This is a genomic window from Sphingomonas sp. P3_C5 (assembly GCF_056402635.1).
Map to the genome: position 1 here is coordinate 69,050 of NZ_JBFUHA010000007.1, position 24,219 is coordinate 93,268.

Sequence of the window (24,219 nt, forward strand, 5' to 3'; positions counted from 1 at the left end):
TATGGAGCCGCGTGCAATACCGCCAATCAAGATTATGTGATTATTGCACGTGGTACCGTAATCGATCGCTATCTGCGGCCTTCCCGCTCAACGCTCATGGCAGCAATCCCGCCGACCAGCCGAGCTGTGGCGGCTTCAGCGCCTCGATGCCGATGGATGGCGACGAGCGCGCGCGCCGGAGCGCGAGCAGGAGAGTCTGGTAGTTTCTGACGAATTGGCGGTGGGTCGACCGTACATCGCCACATGTCGCGACCTGGCCCAGGAGACGATGCGTCCGGGCTCGCCTGAGCAGATAGGGGATTTCAACTGTGTCCATAGGGCACCTCCGTGAGAAGGTGGTGGCACCCATCAGGAGCGGTGTCGCTACGGGATTTACCGGATGACTGCGCCGACGGGACAGGCTCAGCGCCACGAAAGCTGATCCTTGGGCAGCCGCCCGCTAGGATCATAGACGATCACCTGATGCGGCAGATCGGGGCCCCAGCGCCAAAGCACGAGATTGTTATTGTCCGCAGTCGCGCCGGGCGCGAAGCTCGGTATGAGGATGCCGCTATGGCCCGTTTTTTTGAGGCGGTCGGCGACCAGCCATGAGGGTGCGTCGCGGCCTGCGCGCAGGGCGGTCAGCCAGCTGCAGTCGAGCTCGCTCCACCTCACGCCGTGCACGGCGCGCCCGGCATCGTCGCGCAGATCGGCGATGCCCTCGCAATCCACGTCATATTCGCACATCGTCAGCGGCCGGAGCCGATGGCTGAACCCTTGCGTGCATTCCCCGATCGAGGTCATCACGTCGAGCGAGAGATACAGGGTCGGCTCGCCCTTGCGATTGAAGCGCCCTCCCGTGAACGCCGCGCCCGCGCCGGACATCGGCGAGAAGGACCAGGCCGGATCATGGCCGCGATAGCAGCGCCCGACGAATCTCAAGCCCTGCCTCCGCGGCCCGGACCGGCCTTAAGCAAAGCCGCCGAGCGCCATATGGTCGAGATAGTCGCGCACGGCGCCTGCCTGGCCCGACTTGACCAGCGCTTCGGACGTCCGCCCGTCGAGCGCGGGGATCGGCTGCGAGCGATACCATGCCATCGCCTGCGCCTCGCCGCCGGCCCATTCGCGGATGCGGCTGATGATCTCGAGCATCTCGGTGACGCGCGTCTGGGTGCGCGGCGACGCCTTGCGATCGGTCTTCGATATGGTCGCGGTGGCAAGGCCGGTGGTCTCGGCCAGCTGCCCTTTGGTCATGCGGAACATGGTGGCGACACGGTCGACGTCGATCACGCCGCCCTTGTCCATGAAGTCCGTCACGAAGCCGCCGGCCGCCAACGCCCCTTCGCCGCCCTGCACGCGGATCGATCCGCCTTTGCCGGGTTTCGGTCTCGCAGTGGCCATGTCCCATTCTCCGTCCGTATTCTGGACATTATGTAGGACATCAGTGTTGCGACTGCAAGACATATGGCAGAGGTTGGATCACCCGTGCCCCCTGCCCCGCCATTCCGACGGCTCCGCCAGGAGATTCCAAGGGGCGGAATTCAAAGGCTTTTGTGCTAGCCGCGCTTGCGCGTGGCGTTGTCGCGTGAAACGTATCGGGTCTCCGTCGGACGAGATGCTGGCGGTACCGGGCGTGGATGCGCGCTTCGGCAGGGACGAAAGGGTGGGCCAATCATGACTGAAGACTTCGCTCGCTTCGCACAGAGCCGCCGCTCGCTTCTTAAATCCGGCGTGTTGTGTGGCCTTGGCCTTACAGCGTGCAGGCCCTCAGGCCTGGGACACGTCTCCGATCCGGCAGGCCCGTTACGCGGCGACCAGCTCGCGGCGCTGGACCAGGGGTTCGCCGCGATGCTCGAGCGGCACCATATTCCGGGGCTCGCCGCCGGGATCATCCTCGACGGACGCCTGGCCTGGGCCAAGGGTTTCGGATTTGCCGATATCGAGCATCGCCGGCCGATGACGGCGGATACGATCCAGAATATCGGATCGGTCACCAAGACCATCACGACCACGCTGGTGCTCCAGGATATCGAAGCGGGCCGGCTCGATCTGGACGGCGACATCAATCGCTATCTGCCTTTTCCCGTCCGCAATCCGAACCACCCTGAGGTCGCGATCACGTTACGGCAGCTTCTCACGCATCGCTCCTCGATCCGCGACGGCGAGGCCTATGGGGAGAGCTATCGTTGCGGCGATCAGACGGTGTCGCTCGGGGACTGGCTGCGGACCTATTTCGCTCCGTCGGCCAAACCCGACCATTTTCACAGCTGGGCACCAGGCACGCTGCATCCGCCGGGCAACCCGCGCGCGTATTCGAACGTCGCTTTCGGGCTTGTCGGCCTCTTGTCGGAACGGGCGGGCGGCAAATCCTATGAAATGCTTTGCCGGGAGCGCATTTTCCGCCCGCTCGGCATGGCCTCGTCCGGGTTCCGGCTCGATACCATGGACCGGAGACGGGAATCGGTGCCGTACAAGATACTCGGAGCGGACTTCAAACCCGGCGACATCTCCGAACTCGAACTGAAATTCGCACGCTATTCTGACCGCGATTTTACGCCGAAGCCCGGCGGTCACTTCCCCTTTTGCGGCTACAGCTTCGCGACCCCTCCCGACGGGCTGCTGCGCACGAGCGTCCGCGAACTCGCGCAATTCATGCTGGCCTGGATCGACAAGGGCTCGCGCGTCATGCCGGGAGGCAAGGTGGCCAGAATAGTCTCCGCCGAGACCGCAGCGATGGCGCTTGCGCCCGCGCATTATGAGCGCGCCCTCGGCTGGGACTATGTGCCCCGCTATTATGGCACCCAGGATCCGATCCCCGGCGGTCGCCTGATCGGCCATAATGGCGCCGATCCGGGGATCGGCGCGGTGGCGGTGTTCCGGCAGGAGAACCGCAGCGGCTTTGTCATGATATTCAACGTCGGCATTGAGGACGCTATCTCGCGTGACGGCCTCAAGCTTTATCTGGATACACTCGCCGCCACTGCATGAGCGCGCTCCATGGGGACCTGGCTTCTGTCACCACGCCCGCTATGGGCAATGGCGGGCCAGGTTGGGAGCGAGCGATGAGCAATCCGTCAAAGCCGTGGGATGGAGACCTGGTCCGGACATGGCTTGAGCGCCGGCTTGCCGCATCGAAGCTGGATCAGGCGGCGGCGGACAGGCGCGGATACGAAGCGCGGGACGAATATGACATGGCCGCCGCGGAGGAATGGGTCTGCCGTGCGCTTCTGGCTGCGGATTGCGCGAACGATCAGGCCGCGTTCGCGAAGCGCCTCAAGGAGCTGATCGGCCAGGACGAGTATCGGGCGACGGGCATCAATGACGATGTGCGGTTCGAGCGGCATGTTCGGGGGCACCTCAGGAAAGTGGCGAAGATGACCAAGGCAAATGAGGGGTTCGAGAAGACGCTGCGCTATCAGTGAAGGCGGTGCGGGATATCGGTGACGGCGCATTCAACTTGCACAGTGAAATGCGCAGTCATCAAATTTCCGCGGTCCATTTCTCAGCGCCAGCCCCTCCATCGGATGCCTCAAGTCACTCTCATCGGTGCATTTAGCAAAGGTGTAACCTCTATCATGCAATGCCCGTGCACGATTGGGAGTGTGGCGCGTGAACAGGATTTTCCCTGGCAAAAAATTTGGTGGAGTCGAGGCAATGGTATTTGCCTTGAGCTGGATCACGATAGGCTCCATCTCGATGTTCGTCCTGGTCGAATTAGCTCGCATGATCGGGAGCGGTCTTCCAAGCGTTCGTAACGGCTTGATTACAGGAATCGCTATTGTCAGCCTTTTCTGGATGATGCCGGACATTTTGACTAACGGCCGAAACGTCAAGGAACTCGTCGGTTACGGAAATTGTCGCTTACCGATACCAATGTTCAATGTCGTCATGAGCTTTGGCTTGATATTAGGCGCGGTTCCTATTTTTGCTTATAGGGTGGCTTTTCTACCGCATATCAAAGAAATGGGCATCCCGCTCTCCGCTACTGCGATATCTTTCATGTCGCTTTGGGCATTTGTCCTGATTTCATTTATGATTTCCTGGTTATTCGGGTGGATCGTCACCAATCCGGAATGAACAAGTGAGCCGGCCCGCTTCCGAACTCGGCGACGCGGGAGCGGACGACAATAACCGCGCCCTGCCACAGCGGCTGCGGGGAATAACGGGTGTCAGGATCAGGAAAATGTGCCGGAACGTCACCGTCGGACGTGGTTCTTGAGTTTCGGCGAGACGGAACTGGCCAAACGAATGAAGCGCATTGATTGACGCCAACCGCGCGCCGTGAAACGATCGCGCCACCCGATAAAAGAGGATGTCTCCATGCCCATCCCCGCCACCTGGTCTCCGAAGCTGCTCAGCATCCTCCGCATTGTCGTGGGTCTCGCCTTTATCGATCACGGCGTTTCCAAATTCTTCAACATTCCGCCCTTCCCCATGCCGATGACCCCGTTGCTGACGGTTGCTGGGGGCCTCGAGCTGGTCGGTGGTATGCTGATCCTGATCGGGCTGTTCACGCGCCCGGTCGCGTTCGTCCTGTCGGGGTTCTGCGCGGTCGCCTATTTCATGATGCATCTGCCGCAAGGCTTCCTCCCGCTGGCGAATGGCGGCGAGCCGGCGATGCTCTATTGCTTCATCTTCCTCTATCTCGCCGCGGCCGGCGGCGGTGCGTGGAGTGCCGACGTGTCGCGCGGTGCGTCATGAGCGATCTCTCGGCCGCGGGCCGGTAAACCGTCGAGCTTCAACGCTCGTAATTGCGGTTATCCCCGCCTGTCGGACCTGTTCGAGGCAGTGCCTGGAGTCGTCGTCAACGGGCGCGATGGCGGCGCATTCCTTCGGCGCAAGAAATAAGTGCAACGATTCAACCCGGTTGCGGGTCATATCTCGACGAAATCTGCACTGAACGCGACGGAATCATGCGCGCGCGCCCTTCTGCCCTCCTTCACCCATGTTACACCCGAACGCGGGAGCAGGGTCCGAGGGGGACCTTGATCGTACAAGATGAGTGGGCTTGATGACGACTCAACGCGTATTCGTGAGCGGCAAGGTGCAGAATATCGGCTTTCGCAACTGGGTGATGTGGAAAGCGCAGGAATTCGGGGTCACTGGTTGGGTGCGCAACCTGACGGACGGGCGGGTCGAGGTGCTCGTGGCGGGGGATGACGAGGCGGCCAATGCGCTGATCGAGGCCTGCCGCCAAGGGTCGCCGCATTCGCGGGTCGACCATGTCGAGGCGCGGCCGGATGACGAGCGGCCGCCCAAGGGCTTTACCAAGCGCTTCACGGTGCAGATGCCGGCGGGGTAAGCGCCACTAGCCGGCCGAAACAGGGGCCGGACATGCCCCGTAGCTCGCCAGCGCCCGATCGAGCAGCGGCCTGACCTTCGCCGGCGGCAGCTTCGCCATTTGCGCAAGCGGCATCGTCTCGCCGATCTTCTGCGCCAGCAACAGCCCGAGATAATAGCCGTAACGTGCCGGGAATTTGCCCTTTTCCGCTCGCATGAAGAAGAACGGCGCCATGTCGTCCGTCGCTGTGGCATCGAGTTTTTCGCGCAGGCCGCACATCGCCTCCGCCAGATGCGGATCGACCGCGGCGCGGATCGGCACCGGGATGGTGAGCAGGAGCTGCCGATCCGTCGCGCCGGGGTTCATCCGCGAGGCGACATAGACGGCCAGCCCCTCCTCCCACAGGCCGCACCAAAGCGCGTCGCAGCCGGGGAAATACTGGGTGTGGTAAAGGTGGAAGAGCTCGTGATCGAGGAACGGCGGAATCGTCGTTTCGTCATGGATCCGGGCGATCACATCGGCGCCAAAGACAGCGACGGTGCGGCCCTGCAGCTCGCGGGTCCCGCCGTCCATCTCGCCAAGCGAATGGACGAGATAGACCGGCATGGTGAGCTTGTAATCGGGGAAGAATTTGCGGAATCGGGCTTGGCCGGTTGCGAATGCCTGCTCGAAACGCGCGGCCGCTGCGCTGTAGCGTACGCGGATGGTGGGGAAAGCCTTGAGCGCGTCTGCGATACTGGCATCGACCTTGGCCGGATCGCGGCCGCGCGGGCCGTAGAAGCCGCCGGCGAGCGGGGCGAAGCGCAGGCGGAATAGTCGAATGCGTTGGGCTTCGGGGAGCGTTGAGGTCTGGTCGGCGAATTTCGCGAAATCGTCGGTGTAGGAGGTGAAGCGGGCGGCCGGCGTGATGGCGCGCGGTGCCGGGCGCTTCGGCGCGCCATGGCCCTGAGCGGCGAGTGCCGCTGCCATGACGATTGAGACGATCATCGAAAAGCTCCTCTTCTCGCCGAACCTGGCGTCCTGCGTATCGTTCGCGCAACGGGAACGCGGTTCAACCCTCGGCGATATCCTCGTTCCAAAGGGCGGGCTGCTCGGCGACGAAGCGAGCCATCAGATCAGCGCAGCGAGCGTCGTCAACGATCTCCACCTGCACGCCTCTCTCACGCAGGAAATCCTCATTGCCGCCGAAATTGCGGTTCTCGGCGATCACGACATGCGGGATGCCGAACTGAACGATCGTGCCGGCGCACATCATGCAGGGGCTGAGCGAGGTGTAGAGGATCGTATCGCGATAGTGGGTCTGGCGGCCGGCGTTGCGCAGCGCATCCATTTCGCCATGCGCGATCGGATCGCCCTGCTGGATGCGCTGATTATGCCCCTCGCCGATGATCACGCCGTCGCGCACCAGCACCGAGCCGATCGGGCAGCCGCCTTCGGTGTAGCTTTTGAGCGCGAGCTCGTAGCAGCGGGTGACGAAGGGCTCGTGTCCGATCATTGCGCGTCATCCTGTTCGGGCCTGTTCGGCCTCATAGCGAATGTGTCCCGAAGCCGCCTGCGTCAATGATTTGTCCAGCACCACGGCGCTAAGGGCGGGCGATGGACATCGAGGTCGGCAAGCTCAATCCTGACATCGCGGCGAGCGAGATGGCGCCGATTGCCCGATATCGCGCCGATATCGACGGGCTGCGCGCCCTTGCGGTCACCTCGGTGGTGCTGTTCCATACCGGGCTTGCGGCGGTGGGTGGCGGCTTTGTCGGGGTCGATATCTTCTTCGTGATTTCGGGCTTCCTGATCGGCGGCATCGTCGAGCGCGAAATCAGGTCAGGACGGTTCAGCTTCGCGGCTTTCTACGCGCGGCGGGCGCGCCGTATCCTGCCGGCGCTGGTCGCCGTATCGGCAGTGACCGTCGGGTTCGGCCTTGCCTTACTTGGTCCAGCCGAGATGCAGCGGCTGGCGGCGAGCGTGGCAGCCGCGCTGACCGGCGTATCGAACCTCTGGTTCTGGGCAACCGCCGGCTATTTCTCGCCGGACGCGCGGGGCGAGCCGTTCCTGATGACCTGGTCGCTCGGGATCGAGGAGCAATTCTACCTGTTCCTGCCGCCGCTGCTCCTGCTGCTCAACCGGATCGGCGCGCGGGCGACGCTGCCGGCGATCGCGGCGATCACCCTGGTGTCGCTGCTGCTGTCGATTTTTCTCACCAGCCATTTCCCGAGCGAAGCTTTTTATCTGCTGCCGGCGCGCGCCTGGGAGCTTGGGATCGGGGTACTGCTCGCGCTGCTGGCGGCTAGCCGCGTGCCGCCGATGTCGCAGCGGTTGCAGGAAGGACTTGGCTGGGTTGGCCTCGCCGCTGTCGTCGGCTCGATCGCGCTGTTCGACCAGCATCTCGCTTTTCCGGGCTTCGCGGCCTTGCTGCCGACCTTGGGAGCGGCTGCGCTGATCCTGAGCGAGGGGAGCACCGTGAATCGCCGGCTCTTGGCCTCACGGGCGTTTGTCGGGATCGGGCTGATCTCCTATTCCTGGTATCTCTGGCACTGGCCGCTGCTTGCCCTGGTGCGGATCTGTGCCGTGGAGGCGCCTTCGGTGGCGTTGATGACCAGCGTGGCGCTGTTGTCGCTGGTGCCGGCCTGGCTGTCCTGGCGGTTCGTCGAGCGCCCTTTTCGCCATGGTGGACTGCATCTCTCGGATGGCGCGCAACTCTTTCGCTATGGTGCGGTGATCGGTGCCGGCGTCCTTGCCCTCATCGCCGTCTATGCCACGCACGGTCTGTCGGCGCGGATGGGGCGTGATGCGGGAGGGATCGAAACGATCCTCGCGGAAAGCCGTGGTGGCCCGTGTCTCGCGCCTTATGGGGCTGACCGGCCCAATCTTTCGGGCGCGTGCGTCACGGCAGATGCCCGCCCTCGCCTTGCGCTCCTCGGTGACAGCCATGCGGCGGCTTTGGGCAATGCTCTTCGGGCAGCGGCGGAACGGCATGGGCTTGGCTTCGAGCAGCTCACCAAATCCTCCTGCCCGTCCCTGCTTGGTGCGAGCCGCAAGATGCCGAACCATCCCGGCCATATCGCCGAGTGCACGCGCTACAATCAGGCCGCGATCGACGCGGTGGCGCGCGACCCGCAGGTTCGCACGGTGGTGATTGCGGGCTTCTGGCAGGTTCCGTTCGGGGCGAGCGCGATCGCCGCCGGAGATGCCTATGTCGAAGGCGATGGCAGCGCGGCAGGGCGGTCGAGCGAAGACGAGCTGAGGCTCGCGCTGGCCCGCACCATCCGCCGGCTCTCCGCGGCTGGTAAGCAGGTGATCGTGCTGGGGGACGTGCCCTATCTGCGCTTCAACCCCGCACGCCATGCGATGACCAGCTTCCTGCCGGCACGCCGCGCGGCCGAGGCGTTGCTCAGCTCGGACTTCGCGCCTGCCGACGGCCAGGTGGATATGCGCTTCATCGAGCCGACCGACGACACCGGCGCGCGGATCGTGCCGTTAGCCGTGGGCAACGTGCCGGGTGCACTCTACACCTCAGTCTCGCGCATCCTGTGCACACCCTCTCGCTGCCGGTTCGCTGAAGGGGCGGTGCCTTACTATATCGATCCCGAGCATTTATCCCGGCCAGGTGCTGACTATATCGTCAGCGCGCTCGACGATAAGCTTTGGCGCTAGCGGACCGGCGCGCGCGATGCTCACACATTGCGAGGCTCAGAATCTCAGCGAGGACAACGTCGCTCTGATGGCCTGAATCCGGCCGCTCATGCTGCATCATGGCAATCGCTCACCATGATGCGCAATTTTGCGGCCGGTTCAAACCCGCCCGAGCTATTGGGGTATCACTCCCGTCGGCGGAGGAGCGATCCACGCACCGGTGATTTCATGGAGCACATTGGCGACGGTCGGTCGGAAAGCCAGTGTCAGCGACGTGGCAGCTGAATTGAGCTGGAACGATCCGCCGAACGTCGCCGGAATGCCGGTCAGGTTCGCCGTCAGGTTGGTCGTCGCGATCACCGTGTTCGAGCTGTTGCGCTGGACCACCTGGATAGTGACTGGAACCGGAGGCGCGCTGCTGGCGAGATCGGGCGACCACAGCATCGCACCGAAGGTGTAGGTGCCGGTGCTGCCAGGGTTGATGCTGACTTGCTGGAAGAGCGACTGGTTGCCGATCGGACCCGGCGTCGCCCAGATCAATGTGCAATTATACCCATTTGTGAAGGGCCAAGGCGCCGTCGGTGTCGAAGGTTTTGAATCCCAAGCCCAGTTGAGCACAGTCGGGTCGTTCACACGATCCCAGCCGTTGACGATGCAGCCGGTCACCCCTCCGGGACCGTAAGACCCGCCGACATGCGTATTCGTGAGCAGGTTGCGGCTCGTATAGAGTGGATCGACCGGGAAGCTCAGGATGGCCGGGTCATTGGCCGCCCGGCCCTTCGGATCCCATGGGCCAAGGTTCGTGACGATGTTCGTCCATTGATGGCAATCGAAGAGGTAGAATTGTTTGCCGTGCAGCGTGGCAGAATACAGGCTGTTTGGGCACTGCCCCATGGTGCCGGAGCTAGTGGGGCCAGTTCCCGGGATCCATGCCTCCCAGCGCGTGACGCCATATTCCTTCGTCAGATAGGTGACCTCCGCCGGGCCATATCCTTCAGCAAAATGAAAAGAGACCAATGTGTCGAGCGTCTTTCCCGGCGCATAGGTGACATTGTAGTGATTCCATTCCACCGTCGAGGCGGAGACCGGGACGGAACCGACACAGTCAGGGTATGACATTGTCGGCGAGACATCCGATCCATAGCCCGATGGCGGCACACCGCCCGGGACTAGTCGCCATCCCGCAGGACGGCAATCAGCTGTCCACCAAGGCTGCCACCCGCCCGCCGGATCATAGGTACCGTCATAGGAAAGCCAGGTGCCGTCGCTGCCCAGGATATTGTAGCCGCCGTGGAGCGGATTGAAATAGGGTTGCCCACCAAAGCGCGGATCGAGCGTTGGGTCGGTGTAGCCGACCTGCGGCACATAGAAATAGGTTTGCACCGCCCTGACAGGGGCGAGGGCATCAGTCTGGATCGGATATGAATCGCTGATCTGATACCCGCCCAGATCGATCTTGTGATAGGGGAGCGCCTCGCCGATCTTGAGATGGCGGCGCGAACTCACGACGCAGGTCGTCGGATCCACCGCCAGCGCCACACCGTTGGTATCGACGCAGACCTGCTGTGTCATATAGTCGGTGACATTCTGCGCGGCGGCCGTGTGGACGGGAATCGCGCCAACCACGGTCAGCGCGAGAGCGCAGCGCACTAACATGACATATAATCTGTTCGGCATTGATATCCCCTGCTTCAGTGCATCGACGTCAGAAGTTCATACGCCCTGGCTCGCCGGGGCCTTCAGCCTTCGAAATGCGCACTACCCACCCGACGGCCATTCGCTACCAGAATGCAGATCGGGAAGACTGGAGATTAGTTTAGAGATTTTTCGGTTGCGCGCATCGAATGAGCAGGATGAAGCCAGCGCAGCGCCCCGTCCAGTCCTAACTCTTTGACACTCTTGAACAGAGTCCGCGCACTCGAGACCCGCATCCGGCAGACGAGTCAGCTCGCCTGCCGGCACGCATCAGCGCGTCAGCTTCTTGTACGCAAGGCGCGTCGGCCGATCGGCCGCGTCGCCCAGGCGGCGGCGCTTGTCGGCCTCATAGCTCTCGAAATTGCCCTCGAACCACTCGACATGGCTATCACCCTCAAAGGCCAGGATGTGGGTCGCGAGGCGATCGAGGAAGAAGCGGTCATGGCTGATCACCACCGCGCAGCCGGCGAAGCTTTCGAGCGCCTCTTCGAGCGCGCGCAGAGTCTCGACGTCGAGATCGTTGGTCGGTTCGTCGAGCAGCAGGACGTTACCGCCCTCCTTCAGCATCTTGGCGAGATGAACTCGATTGCGCTCACCGCCCGATAGCTGGCCGACCTTCTTCTGCTGGTCCTGGCCCTTGAAGTTGAACGCCCCGACATAGGCCCGGGTACCGAGCTCCTGCTTGCCAAAGCGGAAGACTTCGAGCTTGTCGGAGATCTCCTCCCAGACATTGTTGTTCGGGTTGAGATCGTCGCGGCTCTGGTCGACATAGCCGAGCTTCACCGTCTGGCCGACATCGATCGTGCCGCCATCGGGCTGTTCCTGGCCAGTGATGAGCTTGAACAGCGTGGACTTGCCGGCGCCGTTCGGCCCGATCACGCCAACGATGCCGCCGGGCGGCAACACGAAATCGAGATTCTCGAACAGCAATTTGTCGCCATAAGCCTTGCTCAGGCCCTTGGCCTCGATCACCTTGCCGCCCAGGCGTTCGGGGAGCTGGATCAGGATCTGCGCCTTGCCGACCGAACGGTTCTCCTGCTTCTCCATCAGCTCGTCGAACGCGCGGATACGCGCCTTGGACTTGGTCTGGCGGGCCTTGGGGGTCTGGCGCATCCAGGCGAGCTCGTCGGCGATCGCCTTGGCCTTGCCCTGCTCCTCGCGCTCTTCCTGCTCGAGGCGCTTCACCTTCTTTTCGAGATAGCCCGAATAGTTGCTCTCATATGTGTAATAGCGGCCGCGATCGAGCTCGAGCACCCAGTTCACGACGTTATCGAGGAAATAGCGATCATGCGTCACGAGGATGACGTTGCCGGTATATTCCTTGAGATAATTTTCGAGCCACTGGACGCTTTCGGCGTCGAGATGGTTGGTCGGCTCGTCGAGCAGCAGAATCTGGGGCTTTTCGAGCAGCAGCTTGCACAAAGCCACACGGCGCTTCTCGCCGCCTGACAGGTTGGTGACCGGGCTGTCGCCGGGCGGGCAGCGCAGTGCCTCCATCGCGATCTCGAGCTGGTTGTCGAGGCTCCAGCCGTCGACTGCGTCGATCTTCGCCTGGAGATCGCCCATCTCCTCCATCAGCGCGTCGAAATCGGTATCGTCCTTGGGATCGCCCATCTCGGCCGAGATCGCGTTGAAGCGATCGACCAGGTCCGCGACCGGGCGAACCCCGTCCTTGACGTTGTCGATCACGTTCTTGGTCGGGTCGAGCTGCGGCTCCTGCGCCAGATAGCCGACCTTGATTCCCTCGGCCGCCCAGGCCTCACCCTGAAAATCGGGATCGATGCCGGCCATGATCTTCATCAGGGTCGACTTGCCCGATCCGTTCGGGCCGATGATCGCGATCTTCGCGTCGCCAAGGAACTGGAGGTGGATGTTGTTGAGCACCGGCTTGGGGGCGCCGGGGAAGGTCTTGGTCAGACCCTTCATCACATAGCTATACTGCACGGCCATCGCCTGCGGGCTCCGTCTCGATTGAATGCGGGGAAATTTCGAGGGCGCATGTAGTGGCTGGAGGCGGAATTGGCAAACCACATCATGCCCGCACTTTGCGCAAAATTTCGCGAAGTGGCCGCCTTGTCGAAGCACCACCCTTCCCGGTAAGCGCATGGGACAACAGCCATTGAGCGTCGCTGCTCGGGGCGAACGGAGGTTTTTCAGTGGCTCGCAAACTTCTCATCCTCGCGGTGCTCGCCGCATCCGCCCTCACCGCTCCAGCCTTCGCCGAGACCGATCCGGCCGTCGCGAAACTCCGCGACGCAGCGCTGAAGGACGATGTCGCCTGGAATGTCGTGGAGGGGCTGACGACCGAGATCGGCCCGCGCCCCGACGGATCGCCACAGCAGGCCCGCGCCCGTGAATGGGCGGTGGCGAAGCTCAAGGGCCTGGGGTTCAGGAATGTCCATATCGAGCCCTATCAGCTCGATACCTGGGTGCGGGGGCTGGAGAGCGGCGAGATCGTTTCGCCTTATCCCCAGCCGCTGCGCCTCACCGCGCTCGGCAATTCAGGCGCGACGCCGCCCGAGGGGCTGACGCTGCCGGTGGTATTTTTCGAGAGCTTTGCCGATCTGAAAGCCGCGCCCGAGGGAAGCCTGAAGGGCAAGATCGCCTTTGTCTCGAACTCGATGCAGCCGACCATGGACGGCTCGAGCTATGGCAGCCAGGGCCAGGCGCGGCGTGCCGGGCCAGCTATCGCCGCCAAGAAGGGCGCGGCCGGGATCGTGATCCGCTCGATCGGCACCGATCATGGCCGCGGGCCGCATGCCGGCGTCACCAATTTCGGCGACGTCACGCCGATCCCGGCCGCTGCCCTGTCAGTCGCCGATGCCGAGAATCTCGAGCGGATGATCAAGCGCGGCAAGCCGGTGACGCTGCATCTGCTGCTGACCCCGCAGCGGGTCGGCATGCGCGATTCGGGAAATGTCGTGGCCGAAGTGCCGGGCACCGATCCGGCGGCCGGCGTGATTCTGATCGGCGGCCATCTCGACAGCTGGGATCTTGGCACCGGCGCGATCGACGATGGCGCTGGCGTCGCGATCACCACCGCGGCCGCCAAGCTGCTGATGGAGTCAGGCAAGCACCGCCGCACGATTCGCGTGGTATGGTTCGGCGATGAGGAGACCGGCGGTTTTGGCGGGATTGCCTATGCCAAGGCGCATGCCGGCGAACGCCATGCCGTTGCAGCGGAATCAGATTTTGGGGCTGATCGGATATGGCGATTCCAGACCAACCTGCCCGACAATGCAAAGGACGTAGCTGATCGGCTCGCGGTAGCGCTCAATCCGATCGGGGTAATCCGCGGCGCTGCGGCCGCCGGCGACGGTACTGATGTCGAACCGACAATGGCAACCGGCGTCGCGTCGATCAACCTGAACCAGAATGGGATGCGCTACTTCGACTGGCACCATACGCCGGAGGATACGCTAGACCGGATCGACCCCGAACAATTGCGTCAGAATGTCGCCGCCTGGACCGTGATGCTGGCGATTCTTGCCGACGCTCCGGAAGAAATAGGACCGGTCCCGATCCAGAAATGACGGAAAACCGTGGCCTAACCTTTCCGAGAGATGAATTACGATTGACGCACGGTTCGCTTGCGTTATGAACCGCCGCTCGTGGTAAGCAATCGGGCTGGCCGCGAATTTTGCTATGCTTGGGAGCATCCGCATGAAGAAGATCGCCTTTGTTCTCGCCGCCGCCGGCCTGATGTCGCTTGCCGCTTGTAATAAGCCTGCAGAGACCACGGCCGTAAATAACGAGGCGGACATGACCGCCATGGATAACTCGGCGAACGCTATGGACACGATGGCAACCGAGAACGCGGCGACGCCGACGGAAAACGCCACGACGAACATGTAATTGGTGCCGATCGGGCTTCGGCCCGTTCGACCTGATGAGAGGGCGTCCCCTGCGGGGGGCGCCCTTTTCATTTGGGCCTGCTTCACATGAGGCCGGCAGGCGGTTTCCGCGTCAGCTCAGCGCGATAGACGCACCGGGTAAATCTGAACCGCCAGGCCATGCCGCCGCCGTTCTGACCGCTTCTAAGGATAGGGGTCAGAATTGAGTCAGCCTCACTCGCTGCCGAGTGTCGACGACACCTTCCACAGATCCACCCCGCCCTCGCCGGCATGCTGATCGATCTCGGCCAGTTCCGCCGCATCGAAGCCGAGCCGCTTCACCGCATCGAGCGAATCGTCGAGCTGCTGGACCGTGCGGGCGCCGATCAGCGCCGAGGTGACGCGAGGATCGCGCAGCACCCAGGCGATCGCCATCTGCGCCAGCGTCTGGCCGCGCCGCTTGGCAATCGCGTTCAACGCGCGGATCCGCTCGAGATTCTCCTCCGATAGCATCCCCTGTGAGAGTGACCCCGCCTTGGCCGCGCGGCTGTCCTCGCTGACACCGCCGAGATATTTGCTGGTGAGCATGCCCTGGGCGAGCGGCGAGAAGGCGATGCAGCCGGTGCCGAGCTCCTCAAGCGTGTCGAGCAGGCCCTGCTCCACCCAGCGATTGAGCATCGAATAGCTTGGCTGGTGGATCAGCAGCGGTACCCGCTCCTCCTTGAGGATCGCTGCGGCCTTGCGGGTCAGCTCGGGCGAATAGGAGGAGATGCCGACATAGAGCGCCTTGCCCTGGCGGTGGAGATGGGCGAGCGCGCCCATTGTCTCCTCAAGCGGGGTCTTCGGGTCGACCCGGTGCGAATAGAAGATGTCGACATAGTCGAGGCCCATGCGCTTGAGGCTCTGGTCGCAGCTCGCGATCAAATATTTGCGGCTGCCGCCGACGTCGCCATAGGGGCCGGGCCACATGTCCCACCCCGCCTTGGTCGAGACGATCAGCTCGTCGCGGTGGCCTGCGAAATCACTCGCCATGACCCGCCCGAAATTCTCCTCGGCCGATCCGTACGGCGGTCCATAATTGTTCGCGAGATCGAAATGGGTGACGCCGCGATCGAAGGCGCGGCGCAGGATCGCCCGGCCGGTTTCGAACACGTCGGCGCCGCCGAAATTCTGCCACAGGCCAAGCGAGATCGCCGGCAGATCGAGCCCGCTTCGCCCGCAGCGGCGATAGGGCATGCGTCCGTCATAGCGGGCGGCATCAGCGACATAGGGCGTCGGATAGGGCATCGGAGAATCCTCGGAAGCAAGACGGGTTCGACAGGGCGCATTGCCCGCTCGGCATCGCCTACGGAAGCGCTTTATCAATCGCCATGAGACCGGTAACAGAGAGGCTTGTCAAACGGCCGAAGAGCCGATCATCGTCAAAAAGGGGAGCAGGATGGCAAGGTTGAGGCTGATCGCGGCGCTGCTGGCGTTCACTGCCACCGCGGCGAGCGCGCAGGTTGCGCAGGACGATCCCGGCATCCGCGAATATACGCTGCGCAACGCCTCGGGCATGACGGTGCGCTTTCTCGATTATGGCGCGATCATTACGTCGATCGAAGTGCCTGATCGGGCCGGGCATTTCGACAATGTCGTGCTCAGCTATGGCTCAGCCGCCGAATATCGCGCGAAGAACGACAAGAACCGGTTCGGCGCGGTCGTCGGCCGTTATGCGGGCCGCATCGCGGGGGCCAGATTCAGCATCGGCGGCAAGGAATACAGGCTCAAGCCGAATGACGGCCCCAATGCGCTGCATGGCGGCGGCGAGCCCGGGCTCGACAGCAAGATCTGGCACGTCACCAGGTTTCGCGAGAAAGGCTTGGTCGGCGCGCGGCTCAGCGTGACCAGTCCCAATGGCGACCAGGGCTTTCCCGGCGCGCTGACCGTCACCGTCACCTACCGTCTTCTCGCCGACAACAGCCTGCGCATCGACTATAGCGCACGCACGACGCGGGCGACGGTGCTGAACCTCACCAACCACAGCTATTTCAATCTCGCAGGGAGCGGATCGGTCGAGAAGCAGACCCTCCAGCTCAGCGCGAGCCGCTGGGTGGAGACCGACCAGACCGGCATCCCGACCGGTCGCCTCCCGGCTGTCGCGAACACCCCGCTCGACTTCCGCGTCGCGCACCCGATCGGCGAACGGATCGATGCGAAGCTGCCGATCATGGCGGCACGCGGCGGCTATAACCACGCATGGCTGCTCGCCAGCCGCGATCGCACTGCGGCTGCACCAGCGGCAGTCCTGACCGACCCGGCCTCAGGCCGCCAGCTCCGGATCACAACCACCGAGCCGTCGCTCCAGGCCTATACCGGCGATTATATCGACGGCCTCGACAAGGATGCGAAGGGCCGGACGATTCACCCACGCGACGGCATTGCGCTCGAGACCCAGCATCTGTCGGACAGCCCGCATCAGCCGAGCTTCCCGTCGACCCAGATCAAGCCGGGCCAGGTCTGGCGGTCGGAGACGGTGTGGCATTTCGGCGTGACCGGCCGGCGCTGAAGGAGACCGGGAGATCGTGAACTCGTCGCGGTCCTACCGTCGACTGAGGCTTTGGAGCAGCGCCGCGCGAGTCCGAGCCACTTGCTCCGGAGTGATCGGTCCGAGCACACCCTTAACATCGGGCGGCAGATGTGCAGCCGGGTCGCCGTTCACCTCGAATATATAGTGATCGAACAAAGCGCGCCACGCGGCTCGCTGATCGTCAGGCAATCCGCGTACCGACGTCAGCGCGAGCAACAGGACATCATCTGTGCTGCCGAGGTGATCCGGGGCCGGGTTCCACCAGTAATTGACGAAAGCATTGACGGGATCGAGCGATTCTACCCCATGCCACCATTGAAACGGCAGGTAGATCGCGTCGCCGGGTTCAAGAAGAGCGGTCTGCGCGGCAGCCAATGCCTCGGCGTAACGCGGGTACCGTTCGAGATCGGGGGCGGCTACATCGACCAGACTGATGACCACTCCCGCCGGCGTCAACTCGAACGGACCAGGGTAGAGGTTGGCCACCTGCTCGGGTGGAAAGACGGTGAAGCGCCGTCGGCCCGTCATAACGATCCCGATATTCTCCATTTGATCATAATGCGTCGCAACCCTGATTGAATTGCCGAGCCAGATGCGAGGCACGATTTGCTCGTCGAGCAGATCGTTTCGGTTCTCTTCGACGAAGCCGGGAAGATGTTCTGGCAGAGCAAGCGACTGCACCGCCATCGCATAGGGCCGCACAGTCTTTTGGTCACGCAGGAGACGGTCGAGAAAGGGATCAAGCGGGGTAGTACCTCGTTGAAAATTGAGCTTTTTCAGGTCCGCCGTATAGAAAAAACGTCCCTCTATCTCCGGCTCGCCAAGCATGGCTGAGACCGGTCCGGGCTGGCTGAAGCGTTTGAGATAGTCGATCGCCGCTTCAGGCGAGGTGCGGCCGGCTTGCACCGCAGGCCAATCCCTGCCGAGGCCGCGGAAGATCGCGGGCTGGCACGACGGCCGGATTTCGGCGTGGAAGCGGACTCGGTCAATGCTTTCGATCTCGCGGATCGGGGCCGGTTTAGGAGCAACCATCATGACGCGCGACGTGCCACGATTTCAGACCAGCTGCCATGCGCCCGCAGGAATTCGTCCTGGGTAGACATTGCCTCAGCTGTGGCACGGACAACCTCGCGAATATGCTTCAGGCGCTTCAACGTCTCGGCATCGGGCAGCAGATCCGCCGCGGGGTGATAGCCGCCAGCTACTATTCCCTGCCCGACCATCACCGCCAGCCAGCTCGTCTCATTGAACAATTCTTCATGCTCTTGAAACACCCGGCCATTGGCGCGAAACATGTCGAGCTTGGCGGCAAGCCCGGCAGGCGGTGGCAAGGTGCGGCAATAATCCCAGAAGGGGGAATCGTCGCGTTCGGTCGCCTTGTAGTGGAGGACGAGAAAGTCGCGGATATCGACATATTCACGCTCGGTCTGGCTATTGTAGCGATCGATCTCGACCTGGTTGATGTGGCGCGTCGGGAATAAAGTGAGCAGGCGGGCAATGCCGGTCTGGACAAGGTGGATGCTGGTCGATTCGAGCGGCTCGAGAAAGCCGCCGGCCAATCCGAGCGCGACGACATTCTTTACCCAGGCCTGTTTGCGGTGTCCGGCCGTGAAGCGGAGCTGTCTCGGCTCGGCGAGCGCCGCGCCGTCGAGATTTGCGAGCAAGGTGGCCGCCGCCTCGTCATCCGAGATATGCGCGCTCGAATAGACATAGCCGTTGCCGATCCGGTGCTGGAGCGGGATGCGCCATTGCCAGCCGGCGTTGCGCGCGGTGGAGCGGGTCAGCGGCTGGCGATCGCCAGCATATTCACAAGGCACAGCAAAGGCACGATCGCACGGCAGCCACCGGCTCCAGTCCTCGAAGCCCGCCCCTAGCGTCTGCTCGATCAGCAGGCCGCGGAACCCAGAGCAATCGACGAACAGATCGCCCTCGATCCGCGTGCCGTCCTGAAGCACGACCGCCTCGACAAAGCCGCTTTCGCCATTGCAGGCGACGTCGACGATCCGCCCCTCGTTGCGCCGGACGCCCCAGCCCTCGGCAAGGCCGCGCAGATAGCGGGCATAGAGGCCAGCATCGAACTGATAGGCATAGCCGAGCTTGGCCAGCGGCGAATTGGGCAGATCGGTGCGCGGATGCTCGAACCGCCCGGCAAGGCCGGCAACGATGCCGAGCGAGTAATCGTCGAGTTCGGTCGTGTCGCCGAGCGCACGCCCCTTCAGCCAGTGATGGTGGAATTCCACCCCCATCATGTTGATCCCGTAAAAGCCGAACGGGTGGACGTAACGGTGGCCGATCCTGGCCCAGTCGACGAACTCGATGCCGAGCTTATAGGTGCCGTTGGTCGCGCGGACGAACTCGTGCTCATCGATCCCGAGCAGAGCATTGAACAGGTTGATCTGCGGAATCGTCGCCTCGCCGACGCCGACGGTACCGATCTCGTCGGACTCAATCAGCGCGATATCGAGACCAGTCGGCCCCATGATCTTCGAAATCGCCGCCGCCGCCATCCAGCCGGCGGTGCCGCCGCCGACCACAACGAGCTTGCGGATCGGCTCCTTGATCATGTGGGGTTGCCGGTGAAGGGCATGAAACCAGGATTCTCATCGGTAAAGGAGAATGCCGGTACCGCCGGCGGCGCGGCGCCGGTCGCAGCGATGAAATCGCCATGGGACGGCAATTGCTGCGCGGTTTCCAGATAGCCGAGCCGCATTTGTTCCAACGCCTCCGCGACCTTGTCTTCGTCGAGCGCGTCGACTGTTGGCTCGTAATCCTGTGGTACGATATTCTGGCCGAGCATCACCGCGACATAGGATGGCGTCGCGAACAGGTCGAAGCCTTCGCGGAATACGCGGCCCTTGGCCCGGAACAGATCGATCTTGCCCTGGAGCGACTCGGGGATCTCCATCGTCCGGCAATGGTTCCAGAAGGGAGAATCGTCGCGTCTGGTCGCTTTGTAATGGAGGATGATGAAGTCGCGGACATCGTCGTAGAGATCACTCATCTGGCGATTGAATTCGTCGCGCTCAACGGGGTTGAAGCGCTTGTCGGGGAAAAGCGCAATCAGCCGGGCGATCGCGCCCTGGATGACATGGATGCTGGTCGATTCCAGCGGCTCCACGAACCCGCCCGACAGGCCCATCGCGACGACATTCTTGTTCCAGCTCAGGTTGCGCCGTCCAGTGGTGAAGGACAGCCGGCGCGGATCGGCCAGCGTCTTGCCGTCGACATGGTCGAGCAAAGTGCGCTCGGCATCGTCGTCGCTCAGGAACTTGCTCGAATAGACGATGCCATTGCCCATCCGGTGCTGCAACGGAATGCGCCATTGCCAGCCCGATGGGTGCGCAGTGGCGCGGGTGAAGGGATCGGCCGGGCCGGTGAGTGAAGTCGGTACCGCAATCGCACGGTCGGCGGGCAGCCAGTGGCTCCAATCCTCGTAACCGGTCTTGAGCGCCTGCTCGATCAACAAACCGCGAAAGCCCGAGCAATCGATAAACAGATCGCCCGCGATCACCCTCCCGTCAGCGAGGGTCACGGACTCGACGAAACCGTCCTCGCCCCGCAACGCGGTGTCCACCACCTTGCCCTCGACGCGGCGCACCCGACCCTGCTCGGCATAGTTGCGCAGGAACCGCCCATAGAGGTTTGCGTCGAAATGAAAGGCGTAGAAGAGGTTCTTGAGGGGTAAGGGCGCGTCGGCATTGGGGCGGGCAAAGCGGCCCATTGACGCGGCGACCGCGCTCATCGACCAGCTCGAAATATCCTGCATCACGCGTCGCTTGCGCTCGCGCAGATACAGCTGGTGGAAATGCACGCCGTGCAGATCCTCACCATGCTGGCCGAAAGGATGGAAATAGCGTTCGCCGATTCCGCCCCAGTTCACGAACTCGATGCCGAGCTTGTAGGTGCCCTGCGTTGCCCGCAGGAAATCATTCTCGTTTATGCCGAGCATCCGGTTGAAGGTGATGATCGGCGGGATCGTCGCCTCGCCGACGCCGATCGTGCCGATTTCCTCGGATTCGATCAGGGTGATCCGGGTGACCCCATTATTCATGAAACGCGAGAGCGCCGCGGCAGCCATCCAGCCGGCCGTGCCGCCGCCGACGATGACGACGTCCCTGATGCTATGCTCGTTCATGTGGCGGATTGACCTTTGAGAGTGCGGAGAAAAGCGGAATAGGTTGGAAGCGTGGAGACGATCGCCGTGAGGCTATCGCGCATCGCCGCCATCGCCCGGTCGGATTGTTCGGGGGGCACCGAATCGATCAGCGGGTCGGTACGCCGGGGGATTACCCCCTGCCCGATCAGCACGGCCAGCCAGCTTTCGCGGGAGAAGGTCTCGTCCTCGTAGAAGGGCAACCGCCCGCGATCGCCGAACAGCGACATTGTGTGGGCCAGCGACGCCGGTGGTGCGACGCCGCGCAGATCGCGCCAGAACGGGTCTGTCCGGCGTGACGCAACATAATGCAGCACCAGGAAATCGCGCACGCGATCGGTCTCGGCCGCGCATTGTCGGTTGAAATCCCATAGTTCGACGGCAGCACAATCGCGGTCGGGCAGCATCGCCACCAGCCGGTCGATAAAATTATGGGCCAGATGAAGATTGGTCCATTCGAGCGGCTCGAGCGTGATCGCGGCATCGCCGATCGCGACGCAATTGCGCAGCCATGGCTGGGGCCGCCGCCCCTGGCGAAGCGCGATCGGCGCGCCCGGCTCGACGCCGGCGAAGCCGCGCAAGGTCCGCGCCGCTTTGGCGTCGGCAAGATGCGCGGAGGCATAGACCAGCCCATGGCTGGTGCGCGCCGGATTGGTCGCCACCCAGCGCCAGCCCGCCGGTTGGGCGATCGCACGATCGAGCGGCTGTCCTTCCGCCGCCTTGGCATCGGCCATCAGCACCCGATCGCACGCAAGCCATTGCCCCCAATCCTCGAAGCTTTGGTCGAGTTCGGATCGCAGCAATGCCGCCGGGCCGGTGCAATCGACGAACAGATCCGCCGTGGTCATGCTGCCATCGTCGAGCGCCAGGCCGGCGATAAAGCCGTCCTCGGCCCGCAAATGCACGCCGGTGATTGCCGCCGGCCGCTCCCGCGCGCCGATATGCAGGGCATAGGCACGCAACATTGCGGTGTAGTGGTCGACGTCGAGCGCGAGCCCGAACCCGAATTCCGACAAAGGCGATCCCGTGGGCTGGTGCTCGGGCAGGAGAAACCGCCCCGCCCGTGCCATCGCCGCCGCCGGCGCGTGCGCATCGAATGGCGCGACCCCGCCCTTTTTCGCAGCCCGCACCCAATGATTGTGGAAGGATGTGGTGCCGAATTGCTGACCGTACCGATCATAGACGTGCGCATAATCGTCGCGCCCGTCGATCCAACCTTCGAACAGGGTGCCGGCGCGAAAACCGCAGCCGGCGCGCAACACCGGGTCGCTATCCTCGAGCCCGATATCTTGATGGAAATCGAGCACCGACGGCAAGGTGCTGGCGATCCGGTCGGCCAGCGCCCCGGGCGCGACGGGAATCGGCACCACCGTCACCTCGACTACCGGCAGCTTGCGCCTGAGCGCCGCCGCGCAGGCCCAGGCGACCATCCCACCGCCCGCGACGACGACCGAGCGAATCGGACCTCCGCCAGCCATCAGGCAGCCATCGGGCAATAGCGGGCGAGATACTCGGCATGATCAGGCATGCCGCCGGCGATTCCCGCGATCTGGCTGTGCAATTGCACCATGCCCGCGACGAGGCTCTCGGTTCCCGGCGCGTCGGCGCGCAGATCATGGCCGAGCGGAACGACCCTCTGACCAAGATAGACCGTGACCCAACTCCCATCCAGGAACACGCCCTCGCGATACTTTACCACACGCCCGCGGCGGCGGAACAGCTCCAGCTTCTCTGCCAGGCTGTCGGGTATCTCCATCGTCCGGACATAGTCCCAGAAGGGCGAATCATCGCGTTCGGTGGCGTGGTAATGCAGGATCAGGAAGTCCCGGATGCGGTCATATTCCAGGTCGATCAGGCGATTGAACTCATTGCGGTCGACTGGCGAAATCTCGGGCTCGGGAAACAGTTCGAGCAACCCGGTAATCGCCGCCTGGATCAGATAGATGCTGGTCGATTCAAGCGGCTCGAGAAATCCCGAGGAGAGCCCGACGCCGATGCAATTGCCGACCCAGCTGCGCACCCTGCGCCCGGCGAGGAAACGCAGATGCCGCGGCGGCGCGATCGGCTCTCCCTCGACTGAAGCCACGAGAGCAGCGGCGGCATCCTCGTCCGACAGGAATTTGCTCGAATAGACATAGCCATTGCCGGTGCGGTTCTGGAGCGGGATCCGCCAGCGCCAGCCAGCCGGCATCGCGATCGCGCTGGTATAGGGCGTGATTGCGCCTTCGGTCCGACAGGGCATCGCCACGGCCCGGTCGGCCGGCAGCCATTTCGACCAGTCCTCAAATGGCTCGCCAAGTGTCTTGCCGAGCAGCAGCGACACAAAGCCCGAGCAATCGACGAACAGATCGCCCTCGATCCGCTCACCGCTTTCGAGTTCGATCGCCGCAATGTCGCCGCTTTCGCCATCGCGATGAACGGTGACGATCCTGCCCTCGGTCCGCTTCGCACCCCAGCTTTCGGAAAGCTTGCGCAAATAGGGCGCGAACAGATTCGCGTCGAACTGATAGGCATAGCCGAAGGTCGAGGTGAGATCCCGTGGATTGCCCGAGGGCAAGGCAAAGCGATTACGCCGGGCGATCATGCAGCCCATCGAGAATTGCTCGAGGTCGGGAACTGCCACACCCTGTTGCCGCAGCCGCAGCCAATATTGATAAAAACTCAGTTCGCCATTGCCGGTGCCGTGAGTGCCGAACGGATGAATGTAGGAATCGCCGATTCGGCCCCAGTCGCGAAACTCGATGCCGAGCTTGAAGGTCGCCCGGGTCGCGGCCATGAACTCGGCCTCGTCGATGCCGAGCCGCTCATTGAAGGCGCGAATATGCGGCAGCGTCGCTTCGCCGACGCCGACGATACCAATCGCTTCGGATTCAACCAGATGCACTGAACATTGGCCCGGCAACAGCTTGCTCAAAGCAGCTGCCGTCATCCAACCGGCGGTGCCCCCGCCCACGATTACGACGCGGCGCGACGCCATCAAACTTCCCCTCCAAGCGTGTTTTCTTTTCTTATTGCGGCGTCCGCGGGGCATTGGTCAACCGCAACCGAGCGTCCCATTGCCCGCCTCCTGAAAAGATTC

General features: G+C 63.1%; 23 protein-coding genes. 10 read left to right on the top strand and 13 right to left on the bottom strand.

The window, feature by feature from the left end; genetic code table 11:
- Positions 1-94 precede the first annotated feature (94 nt).
- The 3 genes from AC1DVS_RS17625 to AC1DVS_RS17635 form a co-directional block, all read right to left on the bottom strand.
- On the bottom strand, positions 95-316 hold the full coding sequence (locus tag AC1DVS_RS17625) for a hypothetical protein (protein ID WP_478025216.1): 222 nt from the start codon (positions 314-316) through the stop codon (positions 95-97).
- 86 nt (positions 317-402) lie between these two features.
- Complete coding sequence (locus AC1DVS_RS17630; protein WP_478025218.1) at positions 403-921, bottom strand: RES family NAD+ phosphorylase; 519 nt, start codon at positions 919-921, stop codon at positions 403-405.
- Positions 922-948: 27 nt separating this feature from the next.
- Positions 949-1,380 carry an antitoxin Xre/MbcA/ParS toxin-binding domain-containing protein gene (locus AC1DVS_RS17635; protein WP_478025220.1) on the bottom strand — a complete coding sequence of 144 codons (432 nt, stop codon included), beginning with the start codon at positions 1,378-1,380 and terminating at the stop codon, positions 949-951.
- Between the two features lie 273 nt (positions 1,381-1,653).
- On the opposite strand from AC1DVS_RS17635, the gene AC1DVS_RS17640 reads away from it, so the two are divergent.
- The 6 genes from AC1DVS_RS17640 (at position 1,654) to AC1DVS_RS17665 (ending at position 5,281) form a co-directional block, all read left to right on the top strand.
- Positions 1,654-2,967 (top strand): serine hydrolase domain-containing protein, encoded by a 1,314-nt coding sequence (locus AC1DVS_RS17640; RefSeq protein WP_478025221.1) that lies wholly within the window; start codon positions 1,654-1,656, stop codon positions 2,965-2,967.
- Positions 2,968-3,041: 74 nt separating this feature from the next.
- On the top strand, positions 3,042-3,401 hold the full coding sequence (locus AC1DVS_RS17645; RefSeq protein WP_478025222.1) for a hypothetical protein: 360 nt from the start codon (positions 3,042-3,044) through the stop codon (positions 3,399-3,401).
- A gap of 187 nt (positions 3,402-3,588) precedes the next feature.
- Complete coding sequence (locus AC1DVS_RS17650; RefSeq protein WP_478025223.1) at positions 3,589-4,056, top strand: hypothetical protein; 468 nt, start codon at positions 3,589-3,591, stop codon at positions 4,054-4,056.
- Between the two features lie 243 nt (positions 4,057-4,299).
- Positions 4,300-4,680 carry a DoxX family protein gene (locus tag AC1DVS_RS17655; RefSeq protein ID WP_478025224.1) on the top strand — a complete coding sequence of 127 codons (381 nt, stop codon included), beginning with the start codon at positions 4,300-4,302 and terminating at the stop codon, positions 4,678-4,680.
- Positions 4,681-4,683: 3 nt separating this feature from the next.
- Entirely contained in the window at positions 4,684-4,827 is a 144-nt protein-coding gene (locus tag AC1DVS_RS17660; protein WP_478025431.1) for an OST-HTH/LOTUS domain-containing protein, read from the top strand.
- A 163-nt stretch (positions 4,828-4,990) separates the two neighbouring features.
- A complete protein-coding gene (locus AC1DVS_RS17665) occupies positions 4,991-5,281 on the top strand; it encodes an acylphosphatase (protein WP_478025225.1) in 291 nt (96 codons plus the stop codon).
- A 6-nt stretch (positions 5,282-5,287) separates the two neighbouring features.
- Here the strand turns inward: AC1DVS_RS17665 and AC1DVS_RS17670 are convergent, their stop codons facing one another.
- Together AC1DVS_RS17670 and AC1DVS_RS17675 are read right to left on the bottom strand one after the other, a co-directional pair.
- Positions 5,288-6,247 (bottom strand): hypothetical protein, encoded by a 960-nt coding sequence (locus AC1DVS_RS17670; RefSeq protein WP_478025226.1) that lies wholly within the window; start codon positions 6,245-6,247, stop codon positions 5,288-5,290.
- Positions 6,248-6,311: 64 nt separating this feature from the next.
- The gene (locus tag AC1DVS_RS17675) at positions 6,312-6,755 is read right to left on the bottom strand and encodes a nucleoside deaminase (RefSeq protein ID WP_478025227.1); all 444 of its coding nucleotides are present in this window, start codon (positions 6,753-6,755) and stop codon (positions 6,312-6,314) included.
- A 101-nt stretch (positions 6,756-6,856) separates the two neighbouring features.
- On the opposite strand from AC1DVS_RS17675, the gene AC1DVS_RS17680 reads away from it, so the two are divergent.
- On the top strand, positions 6,857-8,911 hold the full coding sequence (locus AC1DVS_RS17680; protein ID WP_478025228.1) for an acyltransferase family protein: 2,055 nt from the start codon (positions 6,857-6,859) through the stop codon (positions 8,909-8,911).
- A gap of 153 nt (positions 8,912-9,064) precedes the next feature.
- Here AC1DVS_RS17680 and AC1DVS_RS17685 read toward each other — a convergent pair whose 3' ends face one another.
- Entirely contained in the window at positions 9,065-10,567 is a 1,503-nt protein-coding gene (locus AC1DVS_RS17685; RefSeq protein WP_478025229.1) for a hypothetical protein, read from the bottom strand.
- Positions 10,568-10,855: 288 nt separating this feature from the next.
- Positions 10,856-12,535 (bottom strand): energy-dependent translational throttle protein EttA, encoded by a 1,680-nt coding sequence (ettA, locus tag AC1DVS_RS17690; RefSeq protein WP_478025230.1) that lies wholly within the window; start codon positions 12,533-12,535, stop codon positions 10,856-10,858.
- Positions 12,536-12,741: 206 nt separating this feature from the next.
- On the opposite strand from ettA, the gene AC1DVS_RS17695 reads away from it, so the two are divergent.
- Together AC1DVS_RS17695 and AC1DVS_RS17700 are read left to right on the top strand one after the other, a co-directional pair.
- Positions 12,742-14,118: a M20/M25/M40 family metallo-hydrolase gene (locus AC1DVS_RS17695; RefSeq protein WP_478025231.1), complete on the top strand. Its 1,377-nt coding sequence runs from the start codon at positions 12,742-12,744 to the stop codon at positions 14,116-14,118.
- A gap of 130 nt (positions 14,119-14,248) precedes the next feature.
- Entirely contained in the window at positions 14,249-14,440 is a 192-nt protein-coding gene (locus AC1DVS_RS17700) for a hypothetical protein (protein ID WP_478025232.1), read from the top strand.
- 212 nt (positions 14,441-14,652) lie between these two features.
- Here AC1DVS_RS17700 and mgrA read toward each other — a convergent pair whose 3' ends face one another.
- Complete coding sequence (gene mgrA, locus AC1DVS_RS17705) at positions 14,653-15,705, bottom strand: L-glyceraldehyde 3-phosphate reductase (protein WP_478025233.1); 1,053 nt, start codon at positions 15,703-15,705, stop codon at positions 14,653-14,655.
- A 151-nt stretch (positions 15,706-15,856) separates the two neighbouring features.
- On the opposite strand from mgrA, the gene AC1DVS_RS17710 reads away from it, so the two are divergent.
- Positions 15,857-16,966: an aldose epimerase family protein gene (locus AC1DVS_RS17710; protein WP_478025234.1), complete on the top strand. Its 1,110-nt coding sequence runs from the start codon at positions 15,857-15,859 to the stop codon at positions 16,964-16,966.
- Between the two features lie 33 nt (positions 16,967-16,999).
- Here AC1DVS_RS17710 and AC1DVS_RS17715 read toward each other — a convergent pair whose 3' ends face one another.
- The 5 genes from AC1DVS_RS17715 to AC1DVS_RS17735 are packed head-to-tail and all read right to left on the bottom strand — an operon-like array spanning position 17,000 to position 24,117.
- Positions 17,000-18,022, bottom strand: coding sequence for a cupin-like domain-containing protein (locus AC1DVS_RS17715; protein WP_478025235.1), 1,023 nt, complete (start codon positions 18,020-18,022; stop codon positions 17,000-17,002).
- A complete protein-coding gene (locus tag AC1DVS_RS17720; protein ID WP_478025236.1) occupies positions 18,019-19,551 on the bottom strand; it encodes a tryptophan halogenase family protein in 1,533 nt (510 codons plus the stop codon). The genes AC1DVS_RS17715 and AC1DVS_RS17720 overlap by 4 nt, the downstream gene beginning before the upstream one ends.
- On the bottom strand, positions 19,548-21,122 hold the full coding sequence (locus AC1DVS_RS17725) for a tryptophan halogenase family protein (protein WP_478025237.1): 1,575 nt from the start codon (positions 21,120-21,122) through the stop codon (positions 19,548-19,550). The genes AC1DVS_RS17720 and AC1DVS_RS17725 overlap by 4 nt, the downstream gene beginning before the upstream one ends.
- Positions 21,119-22,618 (bottom strand): tryptophan halogenase family protein, encoded by a 1,500-nt coding sequence (locus tag AC1DVS_RS17730; RefSeq protein ID WP_478025238.1) that lies wholly within the window; start codon positions 22,616-22,618, stop codon positions 21,119-21,121. The genes AC1DVS_RS17725 and AC1DVS_RS17730 overlap by 4 nt, the downstream gene beginning before the upstream one ends.
- Positions 22,618-24,117 (bottom strand): tryptophan halogenase family protein, encoded by a 1,500-nt coding sequence (locus AC1DVS_RS17735; RefSeq protein WP_478025239.1) that lies wholly within the window; start codon positions 24,115-24,117, stop codon positions 22,618-22,620. Before AC1DVS_RS17735 ends, AC1DVS_RS17730 begins: the two co-directional genes overlap by 1 nt.
- Between the last annotated feature and the right edge of the window lie 102 nt (positions 24,118-24,219).